The 24,008-nt window shown below is 38.8% G+C and carries 27 protein-coding genes and 1 tRNA gene; 11 read left to right on the top strand and 17 right to left on the bottom strand.

What is annotated here, in order from left to right:
• Positions 1–118: 118 nt before the first annotated feature.
• The 3 genes from fabA to AB6N04_RS10025 form a co-directional block, all read right to left on the bottom strand.
• On the bottom strand, positions 119–637 hold the full coding sequence (gene fabA, locus AB6N04_RS10035; protein WP_369308158.1) for a bifunctional 3-hydroxydecanoyl-ACP dehydratase/trans-2-decenoyl-ACP isomerase: 519 nt from the start codon (positions 635–637) through the stop codon (positions 119–121).
• A gap of 96 nt (positions 638–733) precedes the next feature.
• Complete coding sequence (locus AB6N04_RS10030; RefSeq protein ID WP_369308157.1) at positions 734–2,470, bottom strand: AAA family ATPase; 1,737 nt, start codon at positions 2,468–2,470, stop codon at positions 734–736.
• 204 nt (positions 2,471–2,674) lie between these two features.
• Positions 2,675–2,797 carry a GhoT/OrtT family toxin gene (locus AB6N04_RS10025; RefSeq protein ID WP_369308156.1) on the bottom strand — a complete coding sequence of 41 codons (123 nt, stop codon included), beginning with the start codon at positions 2,795–2,797 and terminating at the stop codon, positions 2,675–2,677.
• A 225-nt stretch (positions 2,798–3,022) separates the two neighbouring features.
• On the opposite strand from AB6N04_RS10025, the gene matP reads away from it, so the two are divergent.
• Positions 3,023–3,490 carry a macrodomain Ter protein MatP gene (matP, locus tag AB6N04_RS10020; protein WP_369308155.1) on the top strand — a complete coding sequence of 156 codons (468 nt, stop codon included), beginning with the start codon at positions 3,023–3,025 and terminating at the stop codon, positions 3,488–3,490.
• Between the two features lie 168 nt (positions 3,491–3,658).
• Here matP and ompA read toward each other — a convergent pair whose 3' ends face one another.
• On the bottom strand, positions 3,659–4,744 hold the full coding sequence (gene ompA / locus AB6N04_RS10015) for a porin OmpA (RefSeq protein ID WP_369308154.1): 1,086 nt from the start codon (positions 4,742–4,744) through the stop codon (positions 3,659–3,661).
• A gap of 354 nt (positions 4,745–5,098) precedes the next feature.
• Positions 5,099–5,620, bottom strand: a complete 522-nt coding sequence (gene sulA / locus AB6N04_RS10010; RefSeq protein WP_369308153.1) for an SOS-induced cell division inhibitor SulA — start codon at positions 5,618–5,620, stop codon at positions 5,099–5,101.
• 233 nt (positions 5,621–5,853) lie between these two features.
• Between sulA and AB6N04_RS10005 the strand changes: the two genes are divergently transcribed.
• Positions 5,854–6,468, top strand: coding sequence for a TfoX/Sxy family DNA transformation protein (locus tag AB6N04_RS10005; protein WP_369308152.1), 615 nt, complete (start codon positions 5,854–5,856; stop codon positions 6,466–6,468).
• A gap of 117 nt (positions 6,469–6,585) precedes the next feature.
• Here the strand turns inward: AB6N04_RS10005 and yccS are convergent, their stop codons facing one another.
• On the bottom strand, positions 6,586–8,736 hold the full coding sequence (gene yccS / locus AB6N04_RS10000; RefSeq protein ID WP_369308151.1) for a YccS family putative transporter: 2,151 nt from the start codon (positions 8,734–8,736) through the stop codon (positions 6,586–6,588).
• A gap of 123 nt (positions 8,737–8,859) precedes the next feature.
• On the opposite strand from yccS, the gene helD reads away from it, so the two are divergent.
• Positions 8,860–10,914, top strand: a complete 2,055-nt coding sequence (gene helD / locus AB6N04_RS09995) for a DNA helicase IV (RefSeq protein WP_369308150.1) — start codon at positions 8,860–8,862, stop codon at positions 10,912–10,914.
• A gap of 47 nt (positions 10,915–10,961) precedes the next feature.
• Here the strand turns inward: helD and AB6N04_RS09990 are convergent, their stop codons facing one another.
• Entirely contained in the window at positions 10,962–11,420 is a 459-nt protein-coding gene (locus AB6N04_RS09990; RefSeq protein WP_369308149.1) for a methylglyoxal synthase, read from the bottom strand.
• Between the two features lie 113 nt (positions 11,421–11,533).
• On the opposite strand from AB6N04_RS09990, the gene AB6N04_RS09985 reads away from it, so the two are divergent.
• The gene (locus AB6N04_RS09985; protein WP_369308148.1) at positions 11,534–11,947 is read left to right on the top strand and encodes a CoA-binding protein; all 414 of its coding nucleotides are present in this window, start codon (positions 11,534–11,536) and stop codon (positions 11,945–11,947) included.
• Between the two features lie 73 nt (positions 11,948–12,020).
• On the opposite strand, the gene hspQ is transcribed toward AB6N04_RS09985, so the two are convergent.
• A complete protein-coding gene (gene hspQ, locus AB6N04_RS09980) occupies positions 12,021–12,341 on the bottom strand; it encodes a heat shock protein HspQ (protein ID WP_206086681.1) in 321 nt (106 codons plus the stop codon).
• A gap of 217 nt (positions 12,342–12,558) precedes the next feature.
• Here hspQ and AB6N04_RS09975 point away from each other — a divergent pair, with 217 nt between their 5' ends.
• A complete protein-coding gene (locus AB6N04_RS09975) occupies positions 12,559–12,837 on the top strand; it encodes an acylphosphatase (protein WP_369308147.1) in 279 nt (92 codons plus the stop codon).
• 8 nt (positions 12,838–12,845) lie between these two features.
• Here the strand turns inward: AB6N04_RS09975 and tusE are convergent, their stop codons facing one another.
• A complete protein-coding gene (gene tusE, locus AB6N04_RS09970) occupies positions 12,846–13,175 on the bottom strand; it encodes a sulfurtransferase TusE (protein WP_369308146.1) in 330 nt (109 codons plus the stop codon).
• A 180-nt stretch (positions 13,176–13,355) separates the two neighbouring features.
• Here tusE and AB6N04_RS09965 point away from each other — a divergent pair.
• A tRNA-Ser gene (locus AB6N04_RS09965) sits at positions 13,356–13,443 on the top strand.
• Positions 13,444–13,725: 282 nt separating this feature from the next.
• Here the strand turns inward: AB6N04_RS09965 and AB6N04_RS09960 are convergent.
• Positions 13,726–13,947, bottom strand: coding sequence for a hypothetical protein (locus AB6N04_RS09960; protein ID WP_369308145.1), 222 nt, complete (start codon positions 13,945–13,947; stop codon positions 13,726–13,728).
• Positions 13,948–14,185: 238 nt separating this feature from the next.
• Positions 14,186–14,674 (bottom strand): isochorismatase family protein, encoded by a 489-nt coding sequence (locus tag AB6N04_RS09955; RefSeq protein ID WP_369308144.1) that lies wholly within the window; start codon positions 14,672–14,674, stop codon positions 14,186–14,188.
• Positions 14,675–15,049: 375 nt separating this feature from the next.
• Here AB6N04_RS09955 and AB6N04_RS09950 point away from each other — a divergent pair, with 375 nt between their 5' ends.
• From AB6N04_RS09950 to AB6N04_RS09935, 4 genes are all read left to right on the top strand, one after another.
• Positions 15,050–15,214, top strand: coding sequence for a hypothetical protein (locus AB6N04_RS09950; RefSeq protein WP_369308143.1), 165 nt, complete (start codon positions 15,050–15,052; stop codon positions 15,212–15,214).
• 4 nt (positions 15,215–15,218) lie between these two features.
• Positions 15,219–15,557 (top strand): hypothetical protein, encoded by a 339-nt coding sequence (locus AB6N04_RS09945; protein ID WP_369308142.1) that lies wholly within the window; start codon positions 15,219–15,221, stop codon positions 15,555–15,557.
• A gap of 2 nt (positions 15,558–15,559) precedes the next feature.
• Complete coding sequence (locus AB6N04_RS09940) at positions 15,560–16,090, top strand: GNAT family N-acetyltransferase (RefSeq protein ID WP_369308140.1); 531 nt, start codon at positions 15,560–15,562, stop codon at positions 16,088–16,090.
• A 366-nt stretch (positions 16,091–16,456) separates the two neighbouring features.
• On the top strand, positions 16,457–17,029 hold the full coding sequence (locus AB6N04_RS09935; RefSeq protein ID WP_369308139.1) for a DUF4225 domain-containing protein: 573 nt from the start codon (positions 16,457–16,459) through the stop codon (positions 17,027–17,029).
• A gap of 400 nt (positions 17,030–17,429) precedes the next feature.
• Here the strand turns inward: AB6N04_RS09935 and AB6N04_RS09930 are convergent, their stop codons facing one another.
• Entirely contained in the window at positions 17,430–17,789 is a 360-nt protein-coding gene (locus AB6N04_RS09930) for a MerR family transcriptional regulator (protein ID WP_369308138.1), read from the bottom strand.
• Between the two features lie 78 nt (positions 17,790–17,867).
• Between AB6N04_RS09930 and AB6N04_RS09925 the strand changes: the two genes are divergently transcribed.
• A complete protein-coding gene (locus AB6N04_RS09925; protein WP_369308137.1) occupies positions 17,868–18,653 on the top strand; it encodes an SDR family NAD(P)-dependent oxidoreductase in 786 nt (261 codons plus the stop codon).
• A gap of 94 nt (positions 18,654–18,747) precedes the next feature.
• Here AB6N04_RS09925 and AB6N04_RS09920 read toward each other — a convergent pair whose 3' ends face one another.
• From AB6N04_RS09920 to AB6N04_RS09900, 5 genes are all read right to left on the bottom strand, one after another.
• A complete protein-coding gene (locus tag AB6N04_RS09920) occupies positions 18,748–19,557 on the bottom strand; it encodes a hypothetical protein (protein ID WP_369308136.1) in 810 nt (269 codons plus the stop codon).
• Between the two features lie 259 nt (positions 19,558–19,816).
• On the bottom strand, positions 19,817–19,969 hold the full coding sequence (locus AB6N04_RS09915; protein WP_369311916.1) for a hypothetical protein: 153 nt from the start codon (positions 19,967–19,969) through the stop codon (positions 19,817–19,819).
• Positions 19,970–20,410: 441 nt separating this feature from the next.
• Positions 20,411–21,139: a molecular chaperone gene (locus AB6N04_RS09910; RefSeq protein WP_369311914.1), complete on the bottom strand. Its 729-nt coding sequence runs from the start codon at positions 21,137–21,139 to the stop codon at positions 20,411–20,413.
• Between the two features lie 73 nt (positions 21,140–21,212).
• A complete protein-coding gene (locus tag AB6N04_RS09905) occupies positions 21,213–21,740 on the bottom strand; it encodes a fimbrial protein (RefSeq protein ID WP_369311912.1) in 528 nt (175 codons plus the stop codon).
• Between the two features lie 1,177 nt (positions 21,741–22,917).
• Positions 22,918–24,003 carry a hypothetical protein gene (locus tag AB6N04_RS09900; RefSeq protein WP_369311910.1) on the bottom strand — a complete coding sequence of 362 codons (1,086 nt, stop codon included), beginning with the start codon at positions 24,001–24,003 and terminating at the stop codon, positions 22,918–22,920.
• Positions 24,004–24,008: the final 5 nt, after the last annotated feature.

Raw genomic sequence — 24,008 nt, 5'->3', positions numbered from 1 at the left:
TCTGATCCTTTAGGTTAAATAACCTGCCTGTTTTGGTGAACTTTTTGCGGGTTTTTAAATTAAAGAAATCACTCAGTTTAAGAACCTCCGCAATTGCGGAGGTTTGCATTTCAATAGCTTAGAAGGCACTGGTATCTTTGAATAGACCCACTTTTAAGTCAGTCGCAGTATAAATTAATTTACCGTCAACTAACACTTCGCCATCCGCTAAGCCCATAATCAGTTTACGGTTAATCACTCGTTTAAAACTGATACGGTAGGTGACTTTTTTGGCTGTAGGCAGAACTTGACCTGTGAATTTGACTTCGCCCACACCTAAAGCACGGCCTTTGCCTTCACCACCAAGCCAACCGAGGTAGAAGCCGACTAATTGCCACATAGCATCGAGACCTAAACAACCTGGCATAACAGGGTCATTGGTAAAATGACAGCCAAAGAACCAAAGTTCAGGATTAATATCGAGCTCAGCTTCGACATAGCCTTTATCAAAGGTACCACCATTTTCACTCATCTTGACGATGCGATCCATCATCAACATGTTTCCTGATGGCAGTGGAGGGCCATTTTCCCCAAATAACTCGCCTTTTCCAGAAGCAATTAAATCATCTTTTGTGTAGGACTCGCGTTTATCAACCATGTTCTTCAGATAGCCTTTATTATGTGTAGGGGTACAGGATAGCTTACACTTGTACGCTGAACAACTCCGATCTGCTATTTTTTACGCAATCTTTACTTAACTTATCCACTTTAAGAACCAAGGAAGTCTTGCTTTATCAGGGGCATTTGCTTGGTTGATACGTTCTTGAATTAAAGCTAACAAGTGTACGTTATCCCCCTCTGCTTGCTGCTCAAAGTAAGGCTGCTTTGTTAATAGTGTAATTGCTTGAGCAACATGTTCGACAGGCCATATATGGAATTTACCTGCTTTAACCGCTTCAACGACCTCGGCTTTAGTGGATAAATGGCGCACGTTGGCCATAGGTAAAATTACGCCTTGTTCCCCTGTTAAGCCACGTTTTTCGCAGATATCGAAGAACCCTTCAATTTTCTCATTGATGCCACCGATGGGCTGCACATAACCAAACTGGTCAACAGCACCAGTTACTGCAATTTGCTGATCGATAGGTTGTAAGGCCAAGGCGCTAATTAACGCACATAACTCAGCCAGAGAAGCGCTATCGCCATCAACCTCACCGTAGGATTGTTCAAATACAATCGATGCTGAGAATGGCTGTGGTTGCTCTAATTTTAGCTCATAGTTTAAATAGGCTTGCATGATCATCATGCCTTTAGCATGAATATTGCCACCAAGTTCTGCTTTGCGCTCAACATCAGTAAATTCACCATCGCCAAGGTGTGCAACACAGGTAATCCGGGACGGTTCACCAATTGCTTCTGGATACCCAGGATATTGCAAGACGGACAATCCATTGATTTGACCAATAACTTCCCCTTGCGTTTTAACAAAGATTTGCTCTTGCAAAATATCGTCTTGTGCACGTTCAGCCAGAAAGCTATGACGCCATAGGCGGTTTTCCAGTGCTTTGATAAAAGACTGTTGTGTTAGCTGACCGTCTATTGCGTAATGGGATGCATCCAGCAAGCTGCGTGTTAACCAAGGAGTATCCAACGGCAGATTGAATTTATCTTCACAATAACGGGTTGCTTGCTGAATGAATGGAACCCAGCCATCTGCGGCAATATTGGGTAATGCATTTTCGTTAATGATCGATTTTATATAACGCATCCAAAGTGACAGTTGTTCTTCATTTTCAAAGAACATAATCGGTTCATATTCACCATAAATGGCGCTAGCGAATATTTCAGGGGCGCTATATTCAAGTTCTTCTAGCGCTAGCCTATCACCAACAATCACAACCTTTAACTCAAGTGGTTGAGGTTCAATATCAATCGGCAAGGGCTGATTTTCAGAGTAGGGTAGCCACTCTAATTGACGGCGGTTAACCATATTTTTAAGGCGATTCCACATAAGTGGCTGGCTAATTAATGCATTTGCCGCTATCACCAGTACGCCACCATTAATTTGGTGAATTAAGCCCGGTACCAAGTGCATGGACGGGGTAACATAACCGAATAATTGTTCTGGCTCAATCCAATGACGATAAGCAATGGGTTGCTGCGAGGAAAAACGGCTTTTACTGCCTTCTTTCCACTGAAATGCGTGTTTGTCATCAGATAATTGATAATCACCATCAATGGCTGATATGTTTTCTAGTAATGAGTTAATTGCGCTTGCATAAGTGCGAAGGTATTCCTCATTATCATCAGACTTTATAAACATAAAACGCGTATAAGCTGGTTCTTTAACAAAATGCTGCATTCCAGCAAACAACCGCGGTTGAATATCGGAAAATATTGCACAGTTCAGAGAGCTTGAAGAAACAAAATGTGTCTGAAATGACGATAAATTAGGAATTAGGCCTTGCCATGTTAGTTCTTGACTGATCACTATGATTATCTGCTATTAATGGAGTTATACATAAAATGCCTGCCTATTAGCTGGGCGCATGTGACTGGCGTGTTTATTTGGTCAAATGACCCGTTCGCATTGTTTGTTTTATAAACGATTTTCACCAGTAAATTACCCAATGGGCAAGATAGTTATATTAGCCTTTGATAGGCAATCTTGCAGCAATAATTGTTGAAATATCGATTAGAATAACGAAAACATCAGCACAATTGGCAGTGTCATTGGCCAAGTAACACCAATTAATAAGGCGCTAAGTAAGCGCATAATACAGCTCGGATCTTTTGTGACGAATAGGGTGAATAACATTGCGCATACGCCAACAACCCCATAGATGACGAGTATGTTTTCAAAAGTGGACATGCTAATGATGAATTTGTTAACAGGTGGCTGCGAATTCTACACTATTTAGGCAAGGAACGGTTAATTTCTTTAGTGAAAAACGAATATTTAATTAAATCGAATGTCTGTCTGAGCATTTTGTTTATAATATTGCTAATATAAAGATAGGTTCGATTTTCTTCAGGAAAAATTATGAAATATCAGCAGCTTGAAAATCTTGAATGTGGCTGGAAATGGGAATATCTCGTGAATAAAGCACGTGCTGGCGAGGCGATAACCCGTTATATCGAAAGAAGCGCAGAAAAAGAAGCGATCGAATTGCTGTTAAAAACAGAAAATAGGCCTAGTGAGGTGCTTAAATGGATTGCATCTCATATGAATCCTGATCTTGATAACCGAATGAAGCAGAGTATCCGTGCTAGGCGTAAACGTCATTTTAATGCCGAGCATCCACACACGCGAAAAAAATCAATAGACTTGAATTTTTCAGTTTGGCAGCGTTTATCCAATTTAGCGGTAAAACGGAATAAAACATTATCTGAAACGATTATTCAACTGATTGAAGATGCTGAGCATAAAGATAAATATGAAAGTCAAATGAGTACGCTGAAACACGACCTGCAAGCAATACTTGGGGTGACGAAAAGTCGAGATGAGTAGTGGGGAATGTTAGGGGGCGTTCCTAGCGAGTCAAGAAAATCGAACAGCTAGTCACTCATTAGAGCCAGAGTTAACTAATAATACTCATCGCATTAAGTTAAAAAAACCCCAATTGTAATCAATTGGGGTTTTTTGTATTTAGTTCAAAATTCAAACTAGGACTTAGAATTAAGCGCCTGGTTGAGTAACAACTTCAGTTGTACCTTGAATTTCGATTTCAACGCGACGGTCTGGCGCTAAGCACTCGATCAGAGCAGCACGGCCTTTAACAGCGTCACATTTGTTGCCAGTTACTGGATCTTCTTTACCGCGACCTTCTGCTGAGATAGCAGATGCTGGAACGCCTTTAGCAACTAAGTAATCAACAACTGACTGAGCACGTTTTTGTGACAGTGGCAGGTTGTAGTTTTGTGAACCGATACGGTCTGTGAAACCAACTACCAGTACGCGACCTTGAGTTGGGTCGATGCTGCTCAGTTCGTTATACAGTTCATTCAGAGCTTGCTGACCTTCTGGTTTCAGAGACGCTTTGTTGAAGTTAAACAGAACGTCTGAACGCAGTGTGAAACGTTTGTTTTCAACAACTGGCGCAGCTGGCTCAACAACTGGTGCTGGAGCAACTACTGGCGCTTCTTCTTGACCAAAGCGGTAAGCAACACCAACACTCAGCATGCCGTTGTCTGGACGAGTACCGATATTGTCTTTATCACCTAAGTTGCTAACCCATTGGTAATCTAAACGAGTAGCCCACTCTGGTGTGATTGCGTACTCAAGACCCAGTGCGTATACAGGTGCAACGCCACTGTCGTTTTCTTTGTAACGCTCACCATCTTGTTTAGCTTTAACATCTGTACGGTAAACCATACCACCCAGACGAGTATAAACGTCTAAGTCATCCATGATTGGATAGCTTAATTTGGTTGTTAATGAAACACCCATAGATTTCAGGTCACCGCTGTTGCCAGCGCCTTTGTATTTCATTTTACCAAACCAGTCATAGCCCAGTTCAAAGCCTAGGTATTGGTTATATTGGTAACCAGCGTAAGCACCAGCACCGAATGTGTCACGGTCAGTTGTCTTACCAACTGTATTCCAACCGTCTTCACCTGCTTTAGCTGGGTTGAAGCTAGTATCTTCATAGTGAGACCAGCCTAATTTAGCACCGGTATACCAAGTGTTATCTTTTGGAGCTGCTTGTGCAACGGTTGCAAAAGCGGCTACTGCCACTGCTACTGCGATAGCTGTTTTTTTCATTTTTACGCCTCGTTATCATCCAATATTGGCATGGCTTCAATGAGCCTTATTATACGCCATTGGTTCAATTTACTTGCTAGGTTTCGCTGACATTATCTACAAAAAATTAATAAAAGTAAAAAATAATGCCATAAGCTTAACAAGCTAAAGTCTACAACGAACTTAAAAAGATACAAGTAGAGTAAGCAATAAACGTTAAAAAAAGTATTTTTTTAGTGTATAAATCAGAGAGATATGCATATTTGTTATTAAGATTTTTTTTTATCTATCTGATTGATCTGCAATGCTTTTCATTTCACTTTGGGGATAAATATATCCAAAGGTTAAATTTAGTAAGAAAATTCTTAATCTTGGCTAGTGATAGTGAGTTGAATGAATTTTTAGGTTGTTTAGCTGTCCAGATTGCATACTTACAATATTATATGTTTTTTGTGGGCGCATGATAAAGCCAATAGAATGACCTACTTGTGCAGCCTCTTGTAAACGGACAAAATCTTGTTCATTTAATTCGGGGAGCCAGCCTAAAACAACACTGTAATTTCCACTTTTTAACGCTTTTTCCATAGCATCGATAGTTGTTATGGGCGCCATGTGGTTTAACTGCATCACTTTATCTGTTGGAATGCCAGCTTGTTCTAACCAGTGTTTACTGAGCTTTTTATTTGGGCTTAGCCATAATAACCAACGTGATTGAACGCCAAACTGGCGGAGCATTGGTAACAAGATGAGATCCATAATAGGGTGCTTTTCATCGTAGACAAGTTCACTCACCATACCTTGCTGCATAGAGCTATTAGTTGCTCCTGCGGATTGGAAAGATTGCGCGTAATTATTAAGAGAATGTTCTGTTGTGTTGTTCCAAGAATAGATGCTCATAATTCACCTCGTTACAATGCTGTATGAACATACAGTAACTGTATATCCATCCAATATCAAGTCTATTTTTTCAAAGCGCTTCGCAACTTTGTTGTTTTTCTGTGCATTCTTCTTGGCATTTATTATTGAAACTCTCAGAATTGGTTATGGGTAATTACTTGTAATGAAAGAGATAATAAAATTAATTTTATCAAGGATGAAAATTAACCAGACCCAAAAAGGAGTTAAGGCAAATGCTATTATCGGAAGAAAAAATTTTTTATTTGTACCGTTTATTAGGCCAGTTGGGTGAGCTTAAACGTAAAAACCATTTTGGCGGGTACTGTTTGTTAGTGAATGACGCAATTGTGGGGTTATTACTTGATGGGCATTTCTATCTTCGAGGGTGTTTGCTGGCCAGAAGCCACTTTGAAGCCTCGGGGCTTGATAGATTAGTTTATACTAAGAAAGGGATCCCATTGGAAATGCGCTATTACCAATTACCTGAGCAAATGTGGCATGACGAGCAGACACTGCTTCAGTTTATTGAATTAGCTTACCGCTCTGCCATTGAGGAACTGCAACAAAAGCAGGTTATTACTCGCCGAATAAAAGATTTACCAAATATGAATATGTCCGTTGAAAGGGCGTTAGGGAAGATTGGGATCTTACATGCTGATGATTTACGTATGGTTGGCGCTAAAGCTTGTTTTATGAAGCTAAAACTCCATGGAAGGCATAAACCAAGTATTAAGTTATTAATTGGGTTAGCGGCTGCGATTGAAGGTTGCCACAGTGCGGTATTACCAAAAACAATTAAGCAGGAACTTATTGCGTGGTATAACAGCTTTGAATTAACGGCAGTGTGATAGTGTTGCAATAAACGTTTTTAGTTAATCTATTCAATCTATTACATTGTATAAAACAGAAGGTTAAGCGGGTATTAACAATTTATTTGAGATTCTAATACCCGCTAATCACTATTTTTATGCTGAACTGATTTGTCGGATCATTTTTTTAATTTCAGGAATAAGCTCAAGTAATAGTTTTGTTTGTTCCATGATTAACAACGTTTTTTCATCATCACTTGCTGAAATACTATCAATGCGGCGTAAAAGGCTATCACGCAATTTTTCTGATTTTTCATCAATGACATGTGGGTCGAGCGCGGTAATTTGCAATGATGACTCCACATAACAAATAGCATCGCTTAATAACGCTAAATTTTCCTCATTTTGTATTTGCTCACGATGAGCTCCAAGGGCTGAAATATAACTCAGTAGCGTGTGGTTCAAACACAATAAACGGAAAGCCTGTTCCTGAGTGATCCGGTATGACTTAGGATCTGATGCCATATTTGAAACAATCGAGGCGAATTCGGCATCATTATTATGTGCCTCACGCCGTGCTACACGATACTCTAGGCCGTTGTCTTTTCCTTGGGAGTACTGCAATAAAATAGCATCCAAATATCGGCAATTGCTATCCATGGTTTTCTGTACCACTTGAGGGAGTTGGCGAAATTTCCAATCCGGCCAAATAAAACTCACTGCGAGTAAGGCAATAAAACAGCCGATCAATGTGTCGATAATACGTGGAAGCGCAACATCAAAGCCTTCGCCCAGTAAGTTAAAGCAAAATAAAACCAATAAGGTAATAAACAGTGTGGCTTGGGCATATTGGCTGTTGCGAAACATAAAGAACAACAAGCCTGAAATAACGATAAGCGTCAGTTGCCCTTCGATTGAAGGGATCAGGTTAAGCAGTGGCAGACCGATAAGAATACCGACAATGGTGCCAATGATACGTAGTGCTAGACGCCGCTTGGTTGCACTGTAGTTAGGTTGGCAGACGAACAAGCTGGTCAGTAAAATCCAGTAACCCCTTTCCATGTCAAACAGCTGAATAATACCATAGCCTGTGCAAAGTAAAATCGACATCCGTACAGCATGGCGAAAGAGAGAGGATTTTGGTGTTAAATGGTGTTTAACGCGTGAAACAATATCGCTAAACCCTGAAAGGGACTCATCCGATAATTGTTCAATTTGCTTATTATTTTGTTGCCATGAGCTTTGTTCAAGACTCAATCCTTTAAGCTGAACATCAATGCCTTTTAAATTCTTCAGCAAATTATGTAATGCTTTGATTTCATGCAGTGCTGGCGATTGTTCCTTGAGCAATTGCAAGGAGTTCTCAAGGTAGGTAAATGTGCGTTCGAAGCGTGGGTTGTGTTGGTATGGTTTTCGCCATAACACGGACTGAGCGACTTGTTGGCAGGCGCGAGCCTGCATAGTTAATAAACGTTGAAAACGAAATAAAATATCATAATGGCGAAGTGTACGACTAAGCTGCTGATATTGAATGTGAGAGGAACTGGCGCGCTCATGAATATCTTGGGCAACAAAATAATAATGCAGCGTATTTCGTGTTCCTTTTTGCCCTCGATCACCTTTTAAACGACTGAGTAATGCGCTTTTTGCTTGGTTCATTGTATTAACTAAGCTACTGTTAACTAGCGCTAAATCATAGACAGATTGCTGGTAATCATCTTCGAGATCGGGGTCAAATAAACTCGCCTTTGCATCTAAATAAGCGGATAGCTGTTGGTAGCACTGAGTAATGGCATCTTGTAATGGTCGAACAGGGAATAAAATATGACCAATTAACGTTAAAAGATTATACCAAATTGCTCCAGTTAAGAGAAGCGCAGGTTGCTGGTACCATGTATCGAAAATTGGGACGCCTAACATGGTGTAGATTGCAATTAATAATGCACCAAAGGCAATGGTAGCGTAACGTTGACCGAGTGCCCCTAAAAGAATAAAACCGCAGGTAGAAAAGGCCAAGCCAAAAAAGAAAAGCAGCGGATAAGGGAATAAAAGCTCAATAGAAACGGAAGCAATAAAAAAGCAAAAAAGGGTGATAATAAGGTTTTTTATTCTGCCCGTTAGCCTATCATCTAAGTCAGTTAACGCGGCGGCAACGACACCTAATGTGAGAGGAATAGTGACCTTTGGTTCTTGCCCTAAGATCCATGGCAATAAGGTTGTGCCTGTCAGGGCTATAAAGATTCGGATATAATATAGAATATGGCTGTTATATAGCACACGACGATAACTGGTAATCAGCGTTAGCACAAAGTACCTCAAAGGTCAGAAAATCCCTATTCCTTATAGGATAGCGTGTTTAGTCGGAATAAAAAACCGTTTGGGATCCAGCCAACCGTATTTTAGTCATTGATATTTTCAGGTGCAGGACGTATGGAACTGAAATCAACACAGATTGGACAGCGTCTGGCTCAGCATCCCTACAATCGGGTTCGCTTACTCAACGCCGGTATTGAAGTTAGCGGTGAAAATCACCAATATCTTATCCCTTTTAATGAACTGGTTGACCTTCGTTGCAAACGGGGCATTGTTTGGGGGGAGTTGGAGTTTGAAATTTTAAACGAACAAGTGGTTCGCTTGCACGGTACAGAGTGGAAGCAAACTCAGCGTTTTTTCCACTATTTAAATGAAAAATGGCAGCAATGGAGCCGTGAAATGAGCCAAGTGAGTGCCGAAGTGCTTACTCAGTTGGTAAATAAAATCGAGCAAATATCACAGCAAGATACATGGCTGAGCTTGCGCCAATTGACAGCAATTAAAGATAATATCAAGCAACAATTTTCATCATTGCCATTACCATTAGCCAGAATTTCACAATTTGAAAATTGCGCACCGCAATATCAATTGTGCCTAAAGTGGCTGGAACATAGCCAACAGTGTCGCCAGCAAATCAATGAGAAATGGTGTGGATCTATCTTGAACCGCTACCACGATTTCTTTCAGCAAGTGGAATCCTCTCCTTTGAATCATTCGCAGTCTTTATCGGTTATTAATGGTGAAGACAACGTACTGGTGCTTGCGGGCGCGGGAAGCGGTAAAACGTCAGTTTTAGTGGCTCGTGCTGGGTGGTTAGTTTTACGAGGCTTGGCAAAGCCTGAGCAAATTTTATTGTTGGCATTTGGTCGCAAAGCTGCGGATGAAATGAATGAGCGTATTCAGATGCGTTTGCAGCAAGACGATATTCAAGCAAAAACCTTTCATGCCTTAGCGCTGCATATTATTCGCGAAGGCAGCAAAAAATCGCCAGTAGTGAGTGAACTAGAAACAGATACGAAAAAACGCCAAGCCTTATTGTTAAAAGAGTGGCGTGAACAGTGTGCGAGTAAAAAAGCGCAAGCGAAAGGATGGCGAGAGTGGTTGAGTGATGAGCTGGCGTGGGACATTCCAGAGGGTGAGTTTTGGCAAAATGAAAAAATAACCCATAGAGTGATTGCTCGGTTAGAACGCTGGCTAAGTTTGATGCGAATGCATGGTGGCAGCCAAAAAGAGATGGTTGATAATGCGCCAGAAGAGTGTCGAGAGTTATTTCAAAAGCGTATTAAATTAATGGCACCATTGCTAAAAGCCTGGAAGAGTGCGCTAAAAGAAGAGGGGGCTATCGATTTTTCTGGGTTGATCCATCAAGCGGTAAATATTCTTGAGAAAGGGCGTTTTATTAGCCCGTGGAAACATATTTTAGTGGATGAATTTCAAGATATTTCGCCGTTAAGGGCCAAGCTTTTACAAGCGTTACGCCAACAAAATAAACAAACAACCTTATTTGCGGTGGGTGATGATTGGCAAGCAATATACCGCTTTAGTGGTGCAGAGTTGGATTTGACAACGTCATTTGAACGTAATTTTGGTGAAGGGGAGATTTGTGCGCTGGACACCACGTATCGGTTTAATGAACGTATTGGTGATATTGCTAACCAGTTTATTTTGCAGAACCCTATCCAGCTAAATAAGCCATTGAATAGTCTAGTTAAAGGTAATAAAAAATCAGTTATCCTTTTGTATGAAGAAGCACTAGAACGTTTGTTAGATAAAATGAGTGGCTATGTACTTGATAATGAAACAATATTAGTTTTGGCACGTTATCATTATTTAAAACCTGAAATTTTGAATAAAGCACAAACACGCTGGCCGAAGCTAAATATTCAATTTATGACGATCCATTCGTCAAAAGGGCAACAAGCTGATCATGTGATTATTTGTGGGCTAAATGGGGGAAAAGATGGTTTCCCTGCGCCAGCAAGAGAGTCAATTATTGAACGAACGTTACTGCCACAACCTGAAGCGTTTGAACATGCAGAAGAACGGCGTTTATTGTACGTCGCGATAACACGTGCAAGGCAGCAAGTTTGGCTACTGTATAACCCTGAAAACCCATCTGAGTTTGTTGAAGAACTCAAACAATTAGGTGTGCCAAGGCAGAAAAAACCGTAAGAATATAACCCTGTACCGAGGCTATTAGGTACAGGGCTATTCACCCATTATTTGGTGCGTTTAGTTAAGTAGCTTTGGTAATCAGGGATGACAATATCAATTGTCCCATCAAAAAATGGCGAAGTGATAAGAAAATCGGCTGTTGCGGGGTTAGTGGCAACAGGGATATTCCAGACTGTTGCTAAGCGCAGTAGAGCTTTGACATCAGGATCATGAGGGACTGCGTTGAGTGGATCCCAAAAGAAAATCAACAAATCGATTTTTTGCTCAGCAATCATAGCACCAATTTGTTGGTCGCCCCCCATTGGCCCACTTAGCATGCTCGTAACAGGTAGGCCGGTGTGTTGGTTAATCAAATTACCCGTTGTCCCAGTCGCATACAATTTATGACCTTGTAGGCGTTGCATGTTTTTCTTAGACCAAGAAAGCAAAGACGGCTTACAGTGGTCATGGGCAACCAAAGCAATATTTTTTGAGGTACCTATGATACGGGTTGTTAATTCCATGGCTATCCCTTAAGTCTGACGGACTTTAAATATTGTTAAAATTAATTGGGTAAAGATGTACCAGATATATCATAATGCTAGGGAATAGTTTACTGGTTTTGGGAGATATTTTGATGAAAGATCAAGAAATTGCTGAAATTTTAAAAAGCGTGAAGACTATTGCGTTAGTTGGTGCGAGTGATAAAGCCAATAGGCCCAGTTACGAGGTCATGGAATATTTGTTGCATCAGGGATATCAGGTTATTCCTGTCAGTCCAAAATTGGCAGGACAAACGCTGTTAGGTCAGTTGGTATATGAAAAGCTGAGTGATATCAGCACACCAATAGATATGGTAGATGTATTTCGTCATGCTGAAGCTGCTGTTGGTATTGCACAAGAGGCGGTTGCCGCCAAAGCAAAAGTTTTGTGGCTACAAAAAGGCGTGATTAGCGAAGAAGCACAAAAAATTGCGTTAGAAGCGGGATTGAAATTTGTAATGGACAAGTGCCCAAAACAAGAAATTCCAGCTTTGGGGCTTGAAAAGTAATGGTTTTATCTAATCAGTAAAAAGTAAAGCAGCTAAGATGCTGCTTTACGGTTGCGTTCATGAATGACAAAAATTAGTTACGCAGACGCGGTGCCTGCAATTGAGACCTTATTGACTCTGCAAGCTCATCCATTGAAGGTTGTTCTGGATGGTCATCCGCAGATTCATAAGTAATTTGTGCTTCAGCCAAATAAGTATGAACAGCATCCCCGTTGTCATCTTCCATAACAACATGATACCAAGGCAGATCGCGTAGCGTACTGTTTGAGGCAATATCATCATCATGTGGTTGCTCGAGCGAATATTCAGCGTCCACATCAACAACGACCCCTAAATAGCCAAGAAGTTTGTGTCTGACTTGTTGCCCGATCCCATATTTACTGGTGATCATCATAGCGACCTCCTAAAAGCCTTGCTTGTACTTCAATCTATATGTGGGCAGTGTTGCGCGTTTTCAAGTTAATATATGGACAATTAGCAATAACGCAATACACTGTCTTTATACGCAACGTTGAAAAAGCAGTGCCTCAATAGCAGATTATCTGTTCAATGCACAAAAAACAACAGCTAAAATAGAGGAACACTCGATTATGTTTTAAAAGGGGGCAAACATGACAACATCTGGCCGTTACTTTTATATTTATGGGCGAGTTCAAGGGGTTGGTTTTCGTTACCAAACCTACCACTGGGCGAATCAAAATGGCCTAAAAGGCTTCGTGAGTAACCGTGATGATGGTAGTGTAAAGCTGGCGATTTATGGTTCTGAGCAAGATATCGAATTTGTCGATGAATGGTTGAAAGCGGGTGGACCACCAGGCGCTAAAATTGATCACTTTTTTAGTGAAAATTGGCAAACAGCGCCAATAGCGGATTTTAGCGTCCGCTATTAGGAACAAAATTAAATGCATTTCACAGGCTTAGGTAAGCCAGCAAGTTTAGTCGCTTGCTTGGCTGGTCCTTTCGGAAAGAGGCGGTATAAATAACGGCTATTGCCTTTTTCTTCCCCAAATTGTTGTGAAACGGCTTTGACTAACATGCGGATAGCTGGGGACGTATTAAATTCTAAGTAAAAATTACGAACGAAACGAATAATTTCTAAGTGTTCATTGGTCAGCTCAATACCTTCTTCTTGTGCAAGCAAAGGGATGAGTTCTTCTGACCATTGTTGGCTATCAAGTAGATAGCCTTGTGGGTCCGTTTCAATTTCTTGATTGTTAAACAGCAACATACTTTTTAAATCCCAAAAAAACAGAGCACAAATTTAGCAAAAATCAGCACATAACCCAAGCGATTGAATTAAAATGTTGATATTTTCACCCAACAGGCTGAAATGCGTATATTTTTAAGACGAACGAACAAATTAGGGGTTTACATCCAAAGAGAGGATGTTTATAGTGCTGGTCATTGCGGAGGGGTGGCCGAGCGGCTGAAGGCAGCGGTCTTGAAAACCGCCGATGGGAAACCATCCGAGAGTTCGAATCTCTCCTCCTCCGCCATCTTCACTTCTAGCAACGTCTTCCAAAGTCTTCCAATCCCAAGTAAATCAAGCATTTCAACTAAATTCCATTATTCTAACGTCTGTCTAATTCTCTACACCTATAGCTAATGTTGTTGATTTATGATGGAGATAACCCATCAGTAAGTGAAATCCCTCAATGGACGCGATAGGTTAGCAATTAGAACTGGTGTAGCCCAAACGATACAGACTAAAGAGCGTCACAGACGGAGAATGACAGCCCCGAGCAACCTATGGACTAAGCCAGTACTAAAACGATAGATTATAGTTGCTCAAAGTAGTGAAATGCTCTCATCAGTTCTTCTTCACTTTTGGGCTGATTCATATCGACGTTTGTAGAGTTTTTAATAAGGGCAAACAGTTCTACTCTGGTTATTCCTAGTCTTAAGGCGACATGATTAGCACAGCTTCTAGCATTTGAAGCTCTTTGGTTTAAAGGTAATTCAGTATTAAGCACTTTCGCCCTAGAACTATTGTGAGACATAAAATAATCCAAATAAATTGAGTATGAGTTATTGTAGCATTTAGAGACTCTGAGATCGGAGGCTCGTCACTGGCTGGCAATATTCTAGTAATGGGCATGAGATAAAAGTCACCATAATGCAAATAAACATTGTGATGCCCACGATACAAATTTGTCCTAAGAATAAATATCAATAAGTAACCGCAAAGAATATAAAAAAAGCTATGAGTACATAGCCTTGGTGAGTACTTATAGTAATTTAAATAACATTCGTTATTCTAGATAAGCCTCTCAGTGCTACCCCATGGATTACAGGTGAGACGCTTGTACAGCAGTTACCTAATACGGTTAGTTTATATTTTTTTGCTTGTTCAGAAATAGCCGTAAATAGGACACAGTTCTGAGTCATCATGCCACATAATTCGATATGTTTAATATCATGGGCTATAAGCAAGTCATTAAGATTTGTTTCATCAAAAGAATTGCCGTGCTTTTTAGTCACAATAAAATGGTTTGGAGATAAGCTAGTAAGTTTAGAGATCAGTTCACAACCGTCTGTTGTTTCGTCAAAAAAAGCGGCTCCCTGTGGTGATAAATGCTGAATGAAAATCACAATACCGCCATTTTTTTCATACTCTGAAATTTTATTGGATATATGCTCCAAAGTAGTATCAATATTCCATAAAGGAAACCGACCATCAGAAAGATAGTCATTTTGTGCGTCTATGACAATTAATGCCTTGCTCATAATGCCTCGTTAATTTTGGTTAAGTTCTATTTGAATATGAAATAAGACGACAAAAATTACAATATTTTTTAGTGTTATATAATTAATTATAATCGGTGAGATTGTGGTGAGGATTAAGCTGATAACGCTAAGATTATACTTAGGTATTAACCATAAGGTTACTATAAGATTTACATATGGATTAATCCCGTATCATCATGGGTAAACTAACGTTTCGATCACCTCAGGAAATTAGATTGATTGTCTGTGTGTCCACAATCCTTTTAGCATTATACTTTAACTGATGGCATGTATTGTGATGGTATCAAGATGAATAAACTAAAATGAGAAAAGTAAATTTAATCAAGGTCATCACGTCATGAACGTGTGGCCAAGATGATTATTCAGGCTGAGAATGACAAACGTAGCCCATATCCATTAAAGTTAGTGGCATTCGATATTAACGCGCTGGAGCTTATGGCCTGCCAGAAAGGAAACAAAGTCACGGCTACAGGTCGCTATGAATGGTTTAATGGCTATCAGCTAACAGGGGCAATATAATCAAATGAAAGTGGAACAAATGGAGTGCGAATCTAATATTGTTAAAGCAATAAATATCCTTGATGAAAATTCTAAAGTTCTTTATGGGATCTTTGGAATGATTGATAGTTCAGGCTATTTTCCCCCTTGTGATTTTTTGAATGAGTTTTTATTTCATGGAAGCGATCCCTGTGACCAAGATTATAGAATGGGAGAATGGAAACCTTTTATTCTCACAATGCAAGAGTATGACATAGTTAAAAAATGGTGGTGCGAATTACATCCTAAAACAATTGAATCGCATCTAGATTGTGAATGCTGGGATGATTGGACACAGAAAATATTAATTCAATATGAGGTGTAAATATGATTATTCGTTGCCATAGCGACAAAATAAGCGAAATTAAAATAGATGAGCTTGTTAGTTTACTTCATAAATGCGTCCTCGGTGGTGCGAGTGTTGGGTATACTAACGCAGAGACACAAATTGATGACATGAGAAGTTATTGGGCTAGTGTTAATTATTCATTATCAAGAAATAGTTTTAAACTTGTTACTGTCGAAATAGATAACAAAATTGTTGGTGTTGTCGGACTTGAACTATGTACTAAACCAAATGCTCAGCACCGAGCAGAAATCTGTAAATTATTAGTATTACCTAATTACAGGGGAAAAGGGATTGCGAGGAGACTAATGTCAGAGGTTGAACAAGTAGCATGGAGCTTAGGGTTAACACTTTTAACATTAGATACAAACACCAAGGGTATAACTGTTAGCTTATATCGTTCTCTTGGATGGCTGGTTAGCGGTGAAATCCCAGAGTTCGCTCAATCGGTTAATGGCGCTCTTGAGTCAACGACTATCATGTTCAAGCTTAAACCAGAAAGCGTAGTATAACCATGAATGATTAATAGCGATTCTGTTTGAAACGGAGTCGAGAAAAATACGGGGAGGGTTATTTCTGGTTGGAGTTTCATTATCTGCAATAAAATTACCAATCGATGATATTTATGCAACTGAGATATTTCACTGAGGGAAGAAAAAACAGGTATCAAAAACAGCCTAGCGATGATCGTGGTTGTATAGAAATTTGTATAGAATGAAAGTTAGAATTTAAATAATCATTTCTTATCAGTATAATAGGTGCTATGTATGGTTCTCTCTTCCTCCAAGTAAATCAAGCATTCTAACTAAATCCCATTATTCCAACGTCTAATAGCTCTCTGTTCCACTGGTGTAGGTTGCTTGCTTGGTGCTCCACTGATGGCACATGGAGCGAATGGAATATATGAAGCTGGAGTTGGATTCTATGAGGGAAATAGTAACGTGGATGGCCCTCTTAGGAGTGGATACAAATTAGCTGCGAAAGAGTTGGGGTTTAGTGAGTCTGTCGGGAGTTTGGCATATGATCTGGTTGATTTTGGTTTATCTTTACATGGAAAATTAAAATTGGTTCCTAAGCTGAATGACTTTGGCGAAGCTGAAAAAAATCTTTTTTTGAAAAAATACGGTAGGCAAGATTTGGAACGCGCCTATAAACAAATGACAAGTAAGTTACTTGCTATCGAATTGTTTAGTGACGCAGTAGCTTTGTCAAAAATTATTGTAGAGGTTAAAAAGCTTTTCGTATTAGATCAAAAGAATAACGATGTAACGATGATTATCAGTGATCCAGAAGAAATCACCAATGTGAAAGAGATTGTTGAGGATTGTTATTTAGCAATATTGATTGATGGTAGTTCAAATTCGGATAGTCCATCAACCATAAAAATATGTACAGATCAGGATGGGAATAGATATACAACTGACTTAGATGGAAATCCTTTGGATAAATAAAGGTTAAGAATATGATTTATTTTGTTTATTATTGCTTAGTAATAATAGGGTTGTTTTTTTATTTCTATCTTCGAAATAAAACAATGTCTTGTTTTAATCGAGACAAAAAGCTAAATCGGAAAAGGATTTTTTCCATTATATATTTTTATTGCATCGGCACTATGAGTTTATATATAGCGGTAAATTCGGAGGAAGACGATGTTCAAGGATGGATTATCTATATTTCTTCTATCATTATTTTTTTTCTATACCTTTTTATTATCTGGGCTCTTGAGACACCGAAAAAATTCAAACGTTAGTGCATATACTGCCGCTGGTGGATTATTGGCGGCAATATGCCAATGTAGTTCTCCATTATCCTGCTGTTTTGGTCTTCGTCATTCAGGGCGTTTATGACTCATTATTTTTTTATCTGTTCTTTATAATAAAGAATTTTCAAGTTTAGACGGTTTAGGTGTTCATTTAAAGATGATATCTGCTTTTCAAGATTAGTAGAATGTTCTGTAAGAATATTCATTCGATTAAATACCGTGGATTCTCCTCTTTCTCTCAATGTTGCGTATTCTTTTATTTTTTTTAATGGCATTCCCGTATCTTTAAGGCGAGAGATAAATTGTATCCATTCTACATCAGTATCTGAATAGAACCTGTGATTGTTGCTTTGCCTTGATGGTTTAAGCAATCCTTCTTTTTCATAATATCTGAGAGTGTATAGGGTAAATCCCGTTAATTTCGAAAATTGACTGATTGAATAATTCATATAATTCCAATAAATGTCTTGACCTAGAGTAAGCTCTATCTTTTACCCTTTTCAAACATTTGTCAAAGAGGGATTACCATGAATAATTATTATGCAGTCGTAACAGGAGCAAGTTCAGGTATTGGACGTGCTATATCTATTAAGTTAGCTGAACGAGGGTTCAATATTATAGCGATAGCAAGACAACACTCATTATTGGATGAATTAAAAAAAGTGTTAGAGGAGCTAAATTCAAATATTGAAGTCGTCACAAAATCATGTGACCTATCTAATACGGAGAATGCCATTTCTCTCTACGAGGAACTTAAATCTTTTGATATTCGCGTATGGGTAAATAATGCTGGAATTGGCTATTACGGTGATGCATTCAAGCAACCAATAAAAGAGGTTAAGACTCTATTAAACTTAAATATCAATACGTTAGCTGTGCTTTCTTTAATGTATATTCGTGATCATCAATTTTCTGATAATTCACAGTTAATTAATGTGAGCTCCGCAGGGGGATATACGATAGTGCCTACCGCAATTACCTATTGTGGATCAAAATTTTTTGTGAGTTCTTTTACTGAAGGCTTAGCGCATGAATTATTGAGGTCGGATGCTAAAGTGAAGGTCAAATTATTAGCACCAGCAGCAACGAAAACAAATTTTGGTCGAATTGCTAATGGGGTGGACGAGTATGATTATGATAAAGTTTTTGGGACTTATCATTCTAGTGACGAGCTAGCCGATTTTTTTATGCAGTTATATGATTCTGAGAGTGTGATTGGCTATGTTGATAGGGAAAGTTTCAGCTTCAAATTGATGGATAACAAAATGCCATATGCGAATAATAATAAGTTTAATCAAAAAGTGCCAATGTAGTGTATCTAAAGGCAATAGGAAAGGGAGACTATAGGGTCGTTATTACGTGTTAAAACTAACAGCCAACCTTAAATAAGGCTGGCTGTTAAGCTAATTAGCGCATAACAACAGAAAGTTCGTATGCACCAGTAACTTTACCCGTGGCACCAACTCCTCTTGAATAAAGTTCATAGTCGAGAGTGCTGTTTACGTATATCTCTTTTTGGTTGGCTTTAATAGACTCAAGAGGGTGCATAACGCGGTTTAATGCTAAAGGTTGTCTATTACCATTATGGTTGACAAAGACCTTAACGTAAGCGGCAGCTTGGTTCGAGCTGTCAAGTAAATTGACGTCATACTCCGTACCAGCATAATATTGCGGAGGGATCCCCGCAGCAATACCGATAGATGCGTTTGTTTGATCTGCTAACTGACTACAGTAAATCGACACGGGCCTCTGAACGGTGAGCAATTTTGTATTAGCGGCGGCGTTTGCATCTTGGATACCAAAGTTGACCTTAGAGTCTGTTTGTAAACTACAAGTAAGCCCAGATACAACAACATTGATAGGGTTCGATTGAGCAACTAGTTGCACCCAAGCGCCCTCATTTTCAGTTCGGAAATCATGAATGGAGAAGCCAATATCATAATTTAGCTTATATTGACCACTCTTTTGATTGCCTGTTCCATACACTAACAGACGACCTGTCATGGTAACATGGTGTATCATTTCAGTTTTTGGGCTGGTTTGAAGTGGTGCCCACATGCAAAATAATTTTGCATTTGGAAACTGATTTGTTGCCGAACCCCAACCATTAAAATGGCCAGTCACATAATCTATTACATGATTACCAGCGTAGTCGGTGCTTCGCTTATCAACGAAGGTAAATTCGGGCACTAAAATGAGATCATTGCTAATTCTCATCCCGGTAACGCCATCTATCTCACCTAGGCCATGATGAGTACACACACTATATGTGGTCTTATAGTTGGTTAATGAGACGTATGGAGTAGAGTCAAGTCGGGCAGACAATGTCCTCCCTGTGTTTGTTTTGTAATAATTACCAAATACTCCCACTAATCCTCGCCCATTAAACACCTTCACATTCTCTGCTGAGAATGAAGAAGCTGCTATTGCGAATAAGATGACCCCTAATAAAAACTTTTTCATGATGTTATCCACGTCAGTTGTTGGCTGTAATGGTTAAATTGCCTAATGATGAATAAGCGTTTTCGGTTGACTGAGTCATATCAAATGGCACTGGGTACAGTTCTGAATTGGCGATACCCCAGACGTCAGTCAGGATCTCTTTTTCAGGTAATTCAGTTAAATACATGCAATCATTGCCACTTTTCAAATTCGATAAAGCTAACTTCATTAGAATAGTTTGTGCATAGTTCTGTACTATTATAGCTCAGTATGTTTTTAGCATTTTAAAGTTCAGCTTAATTAATGCCCCTTTTATGGGGATTAATCAGTTGATTTTTCTTTGTATTCTACATTCTCGGGGGAGAGTGTGAGTATCAAGGGGCACACTATGTTGGCTATAAACTATCCTGTTTGATAAAACGGCATAGCCACTTCGTGAATAACCTATGTATACCACTGTAGTTTGTACTCAAGGTTGTAACAACATCTTTTCACTCCAAACAGTTACTGCGCATAACGCAGAAAATAGCTAGAAGCTTATTTTCCGATTGACTGGTTAATATCGGATTGGAAACTGTCACGTTTATGCTCCCCTAGGGATAACAAACTGGCCAAGAATAAGTGAAACTTATTGCGTTGAGTGTTCAACATATCCTCCTAAATCATTAATAGTTGACCATGAAATTTTGCCTTTATTTAGGGATGTTGGATAAGTCATATCGCTAAAAGGTGCCAGCATGGTATTATTTTTTTCTGATGAAATTTCAATCTGTTGATTGCCGATTTTTAATGAACTCAATGTAACGAAATACGGTGAATTATTGGTGACTTTTAACCCACCTTGAACGGGTGAAAATGTTAGCCCTGATTGTGCTTGGTCGGATGATTGTGTTAATCCCGTTGGTCGATAAAACACTTTAATGATACTTTCTAGGGCTATTTTTACATCACCTTTCATTTTGTTCGCCCCCAGTTCAGCGTCTTTCTCACTGCGTGGGATCGAGCGGGCGTGTAAATAGTAAACGGATTCACGATCTTTCGGGAGTGCAGATGATTTGGTCGTTTCTGCAATACGGACATCGCGTTGTTCTGCTGATTTTAAATAGAACATAGGAGGAAGCACATCAAATACGGTTTCTTGAGCAGAGTTACTTGCCGTTTTCGTGATATAGACTTGTACGAGATACTCTTCCTTCTCTGTACTATTACGAATAGTCACAGGAACAGATTGGCTATTTTGTGGGAAAATAACGCGAGTGCTGTTAAGACCAACGCCAGCTGCGGAGGAGCTGGTTATTTCAGATACAAAAAGCATCATACTCATTAATGAATATTTTGTGATTGTCATCAAACGCATTATTTATCTCCAATCGTGATTACTATTAGTAAAGATGAAATAGCAATATGTTGCTATTTCATCTAGGTAGTGATTATTCGTAGCTTACAGAGAATGTGATTGGCGCATCAATACGCTGTGAATCAGGTGTTGCTACAGTTGAGTATAATGCGACTTTCATTGGTACCGACGCTGAACCACCTTGCGTTAAGCCAGAGACACCGCTTAAATCAATGCTTGTATTTGGTTTAACTGGTTTAGCGTCAGCAGTCAGCTTCACACCAACAGTGGCTTTTGCCGTATTGTTGAAGTAATCACCATTTGCATCTAACGCAGTACCTTTAGCAAATAGCTGCACTGAACCAGCTGATTGGTCTTTGCTACAGTTAGTTAATAGCAGAGAGAAATCTTTTGCGCTATTTGTGATATCGCCAGCCGCTTGAATGTCTGCAGAAATATAAGTACCTAAATCAATGTTAGGGTTGCTAACGCTTAAATCACAAGTTGCAGAAGCGATTTGACCCGATACAGTAACTTGTGCGTTTGTTGCAGCAGATGCCGCACCAGTGAAACCTAAACCGGCAGCGATACATAAAGCGATAAGATTTTTTTGATTGATCATAATGGAACCTTATTAGTAAGTTATAAAGTGTAACGTTTAATATTTGTCTGCAAACCTAATAGATTTTTGGCAGCAGAATAGAAATTTAATAATGTGCTTTCATTATTAAATTACTTTCGGTTTTTATTTATAAAATAAAAATATAGAAATTAACTTTGATAAAACGATAGTTTTATCTTGCTGACTGTGTTTTTTAAGTGGACACACTAACGGAATAGGTAAATTCTAGCTCAGAAAAAAATAATTTCCACATTAAAACGCCTATGGTGAGTAACCAAATGTAACCATCATTTTTATTGAATTAAGCGTCTTTTTAACTGTTGATAGAGATTAAAACTCATATATAAGAATAGATATGCGATTAATGAGCCTTATGGTTTTTCGAAACATAGATGTTGTAAACTTTTCCATCGCATCACAATTATCAAAAATATTCGTTTTATCTATATTTAATTTCTATCTGATTTATATTTTTGGGTTTTTATGTTGGGTTAAAGGAGGGGGTATATACATTGCCATTTTATTTATTTGTTGTCATAACCCTTTAATGTTGTTGTGTTAGATTAAAAGAGTGATTTTATGTGCTTTTTTGGGGGTTTATGTGTGAAATATAAACTCACAAATAGTTACTGATATTCAATATCCCGATATTTGTCGAGGTATAGTTTGGCATACTATTCGACTGGTTTATTCAATAACATATCTGAAATTGATTTTTAAGTGAGTAGTTACTCATAGGTATAGCCAATAAAAAACCATTAACATGTCTTAAAAAACCAGAAAAATAAGACATGTCTTATTTAATGTTTTTTTTATGTGTTCTGATAGTTAATTTTATTAATAAACTCATTGATAATGTTATATCTAGCAAGGGTAAATGGTAAAGTGCCGAGCGGTCTTTTAATAAATAGATTGAATCACTAATTTAAGGATGAGTAATAGTGTGTTTTTAATAACAGGATGATAATTAAAATTTGACTTATAGGGATTTAAATCACTACCTATTCCAACATGGTTGAAAACGGTAATTTAATATATATCAATTAATGGGAGAGTTGGGGGGAAGCATGTTAAAACATGTTAGGTTGATGTGTTGAAATTAATGGAAAAGGGGGGAGATGTTATTGAACGTTGAAATTAACAGCCAGCCCTATTTAAGGCTAGCTGTTAGGGATAATTAGCGCATAACAGCAGAAAGCTGGTATGCACCACGAACTTTACCGGAGGAGCCAATGCCTCTTGAATAAAGTTCATATTCAAGAGTTGTATTGACATACAGTTCTTTTTGACTAGTCGTAATAGAGGCGAGGGAAATCATGCTACCATTTAGGGGTATAGCTTGTTTGTTACCATTATTAAGGAGAAAAACTTTTACATAGGCGGCTGCTCTATTTGAACTGTCAAGTAAATTGACATCATAGTTCGAACCTGCTTTATACTGAGTAGGGACCTCAGCAGCAATCCCGATAGATGCGTTTGTTTCATTTTTTAACTGGCTACAGTAAATTGACATCGGTTTTTTGATGGTGGCTAATTTGGTATTAGCAGTAGCGTTTCCATCTTGAGTTTCAAAGTTGACTTTACTATCTGTTTGTAGGCTACAAGTGAGCCCTGAAACAACAACATTGATGGGACCACTACTGATTAATGGAGTCCATGTTTTGTAGTCAGATTCAAATCGATGATCTTTAATGCCAAATCCAATACTATATTGTAAGTTGTATCGACCACTTTTTTGGTTGCCTGTTCCATATATTAAGAAACGACCTTGTACGGTTACATTGTGTAACATTTCATTTACTGGGCTTGATTGCTGTGGTCTCCAAGGACAAAGGTCTCGCTCAGGATTACCTGTGTACTCATTTGTTCCAGAGCCTGAACCATTAAAATAACCTGTAATGACATCAATTGGAGTATTTAACTCAGGAAGATAGCGATTAAGTGTTCTTCTATCTCTAAAGGTAAGATCAGGTACCAACATTAGATCCGAGCTAATAGGAATTCCCCAAACGCCATCGATTTCCATTGTGTATTGTTTAGAACATACATGATAGCCGCTCATATAGTTTGTTAGTGTTACGTATGGATAGGGATCATATCTGCCGCCAATTAATGCACCAGACCAGGTAACCGCACTATTTTCCTTGTAAATATAGTTATTATAAACCCCCACTAATCCTCGACCACCTAATACTTTTACATCTGCCGAGAATGCACTGCTTGATATTGCGAATACAATGACGCTGAATAAAAACTTTTTCATGAAGT

The sequence above is a fragment of the Providencia rettgeri genome, from assembly GCF_041075285.1.
Lineage (GTDB): Bacteria > Pseudomonadota > Gammaproteobacteria > Enterobacterales > Enterobacteriaceae > Providencia > Providencia rettgeri_G.
The sequence above is the reverse complement of the archived record's forward strand: the minus strand, read 5'-3'. Positions and strand labels throughout refer to the sequence as shown.

Coding starts and splice junctions, on each gene's coding strand:
- AB6N04_RS09990 (WP_369308149.1), bottom strand. CDS start 11,420: ATGGAATTAACAACCCGTATCATAGGTACCTCAAAAAATATTGCTTTG.
- AB6N04_RS09960 (WP_369308145.1), bottom strand. CDS start 13,947: ATGTCTCACAATAGTTCTAGGGCGAAAGTGCTTAATACTGAATTACCT.
- AB6N04_RS09950 (WP_369308143.1), top strand. CDS start 15,050: ATGATTATTCAGGCTGAGAATGACAAACGTAGCCCATATCCATTAAAG.
- AB6N04_RS09905 (WP_369311912.1), bottom strand. CDS start 21,740: ATGATCAATCAAAAAAATCTTATCGCTTTATGTATCGCTGCCGGTTTA.
- AB6N04_RS09900 (WP_369311910.1), bottom strand. CDS start 24,003: ATGAAAAAGTTTTTATTCAGCGTCATTGTATTCGCAATATCAAGCAGT.
- helD (WP_369308150.1), top strand. CDS start 8,860: ATGGAACTGAAATCAACACAGATTGGACAGCGTCTGGCTCAGCATCCC.
- AB6N04_RS10025 (WP_369308156.1), bottom strand. CDS start 2,797: ATGTTATTCACCCTATTCGTCACAAAAGATCCGAGCTGTATTATGCGC.
- AB6N04_RS09945 (WP_369308142.1), top strand. CDS start 15,219: ATGAAAGTGGAACAAATGGAGTGCGAATCTAATATTGTTAAAGCAATA.
- hspQ (WP_206086681.1), bottom strand. CDS start 12,341: ATGATGATCACCAGTAAATATGGGATCGGGCAACAAGTCAGACACAAA.
- AB6N04_RS09975 (WP_369308147.1), top strand. CDS start 12,559: ATGACAACATCTGGCCGTTACTTTTATATTTATGGGCGAGTTCAAGGG.
- AB6N04_RS09940 (WP_369308140.1), top strand. CDS start 15,560: ATGATTATTCGTTGCCATAGCGACAAAATAAGCGAAATTAAAATAGAT.
- AB6N04_RS10005 (WP_369308152.1), top strand. CDS start 5,854: ATGCTATTATCGGAAGAAAAAATTTTTTATTTGTACCGTTTATTAGGC.
- AB6N04_RS09930 (WP_369308138.1), bottom strand. CDS start 17,789: ATGAATTATTCAATCAGTCAATTTTCGAAATTAACGGGATTTACCCTA.
- AB6N04_RS09955 (WP_369308144.1), bottom strand. CDS start 14,674: ATGAGCAAGGCATTAATTGTCATAGACGCACAAAATGACTATCTTTCT.
- matP (WP_369308155.1), top strand. CDS start 3,023: ATGAAATATCAGCAGCTTGAAAATCTTGAATGTGGCTGGAAATGGGAA.
- AB6N04_RS09985 (WP_369308148.1), top strand. CDS start 11,534: ATGAAAGATCAAGAAATTGCTGAAATTTTAAAAAGCGTGAAGACTATT.
- sulA (WP_369308153.1), bottom strand. CDS start 5,620: ATGAGCATCTATTCTTGGAACAACACAACAGAACATTCTCTTAATAAT.
- AB6N04_RS09910 (WP_369311914.1), bottom strand. CDS start 21,139: ATGCGTTTGATGACAATCACAAAATATTCATTAATGAGTATGATGCTT.
- ompA (WP_369308154.1), bottom strand. CDS start 4,744: ATGAAAAAAACAGCTATCGCAGTAGCAGTGGCAGTAGCCGCTTTTGCA.
- AB6N04_RS09935 (WP_369308139.1), top strand. CDS start 16,457: ATGGCACATGGAGCGAATGGAATATATGAAGCTGGAGTTGGATTCTAT.
- AB6N04_RS09915 (WP_369311916.1), bottom strand. CDS start 19,969: ATGTATTTAACTGAATTACCTGAAAAAGAGATCCTGACTGACGTCTGG.
- tusE (WP_369308146.1), bottom strand. CDS start 13,175: ATGTTGCTGTTTAACAATCAAGAAATTGAAACGGACCCACAAGGCTAT.
- fabA (WP_369308158.1), bottom strand. CDS start 637: ATGGTTGATAAACGCGAGTCCTACACAAAAGATGATTTAATTGCTTCT.
- AB6N04_RS09920 (WP_369308136.1), bottom strand. CDS start 19,557: ATGAGAATTAGCAATGATCTCATTTTAGTGCCCGAATTTACCTTCGTT.
- AB6N04_RS09925 (WP_369308137.1), top strand. CDS start 17,868: ATGAATAATTATTATGCAGTCGTAACAGGAGCAAGTTCAGGTATTGGA.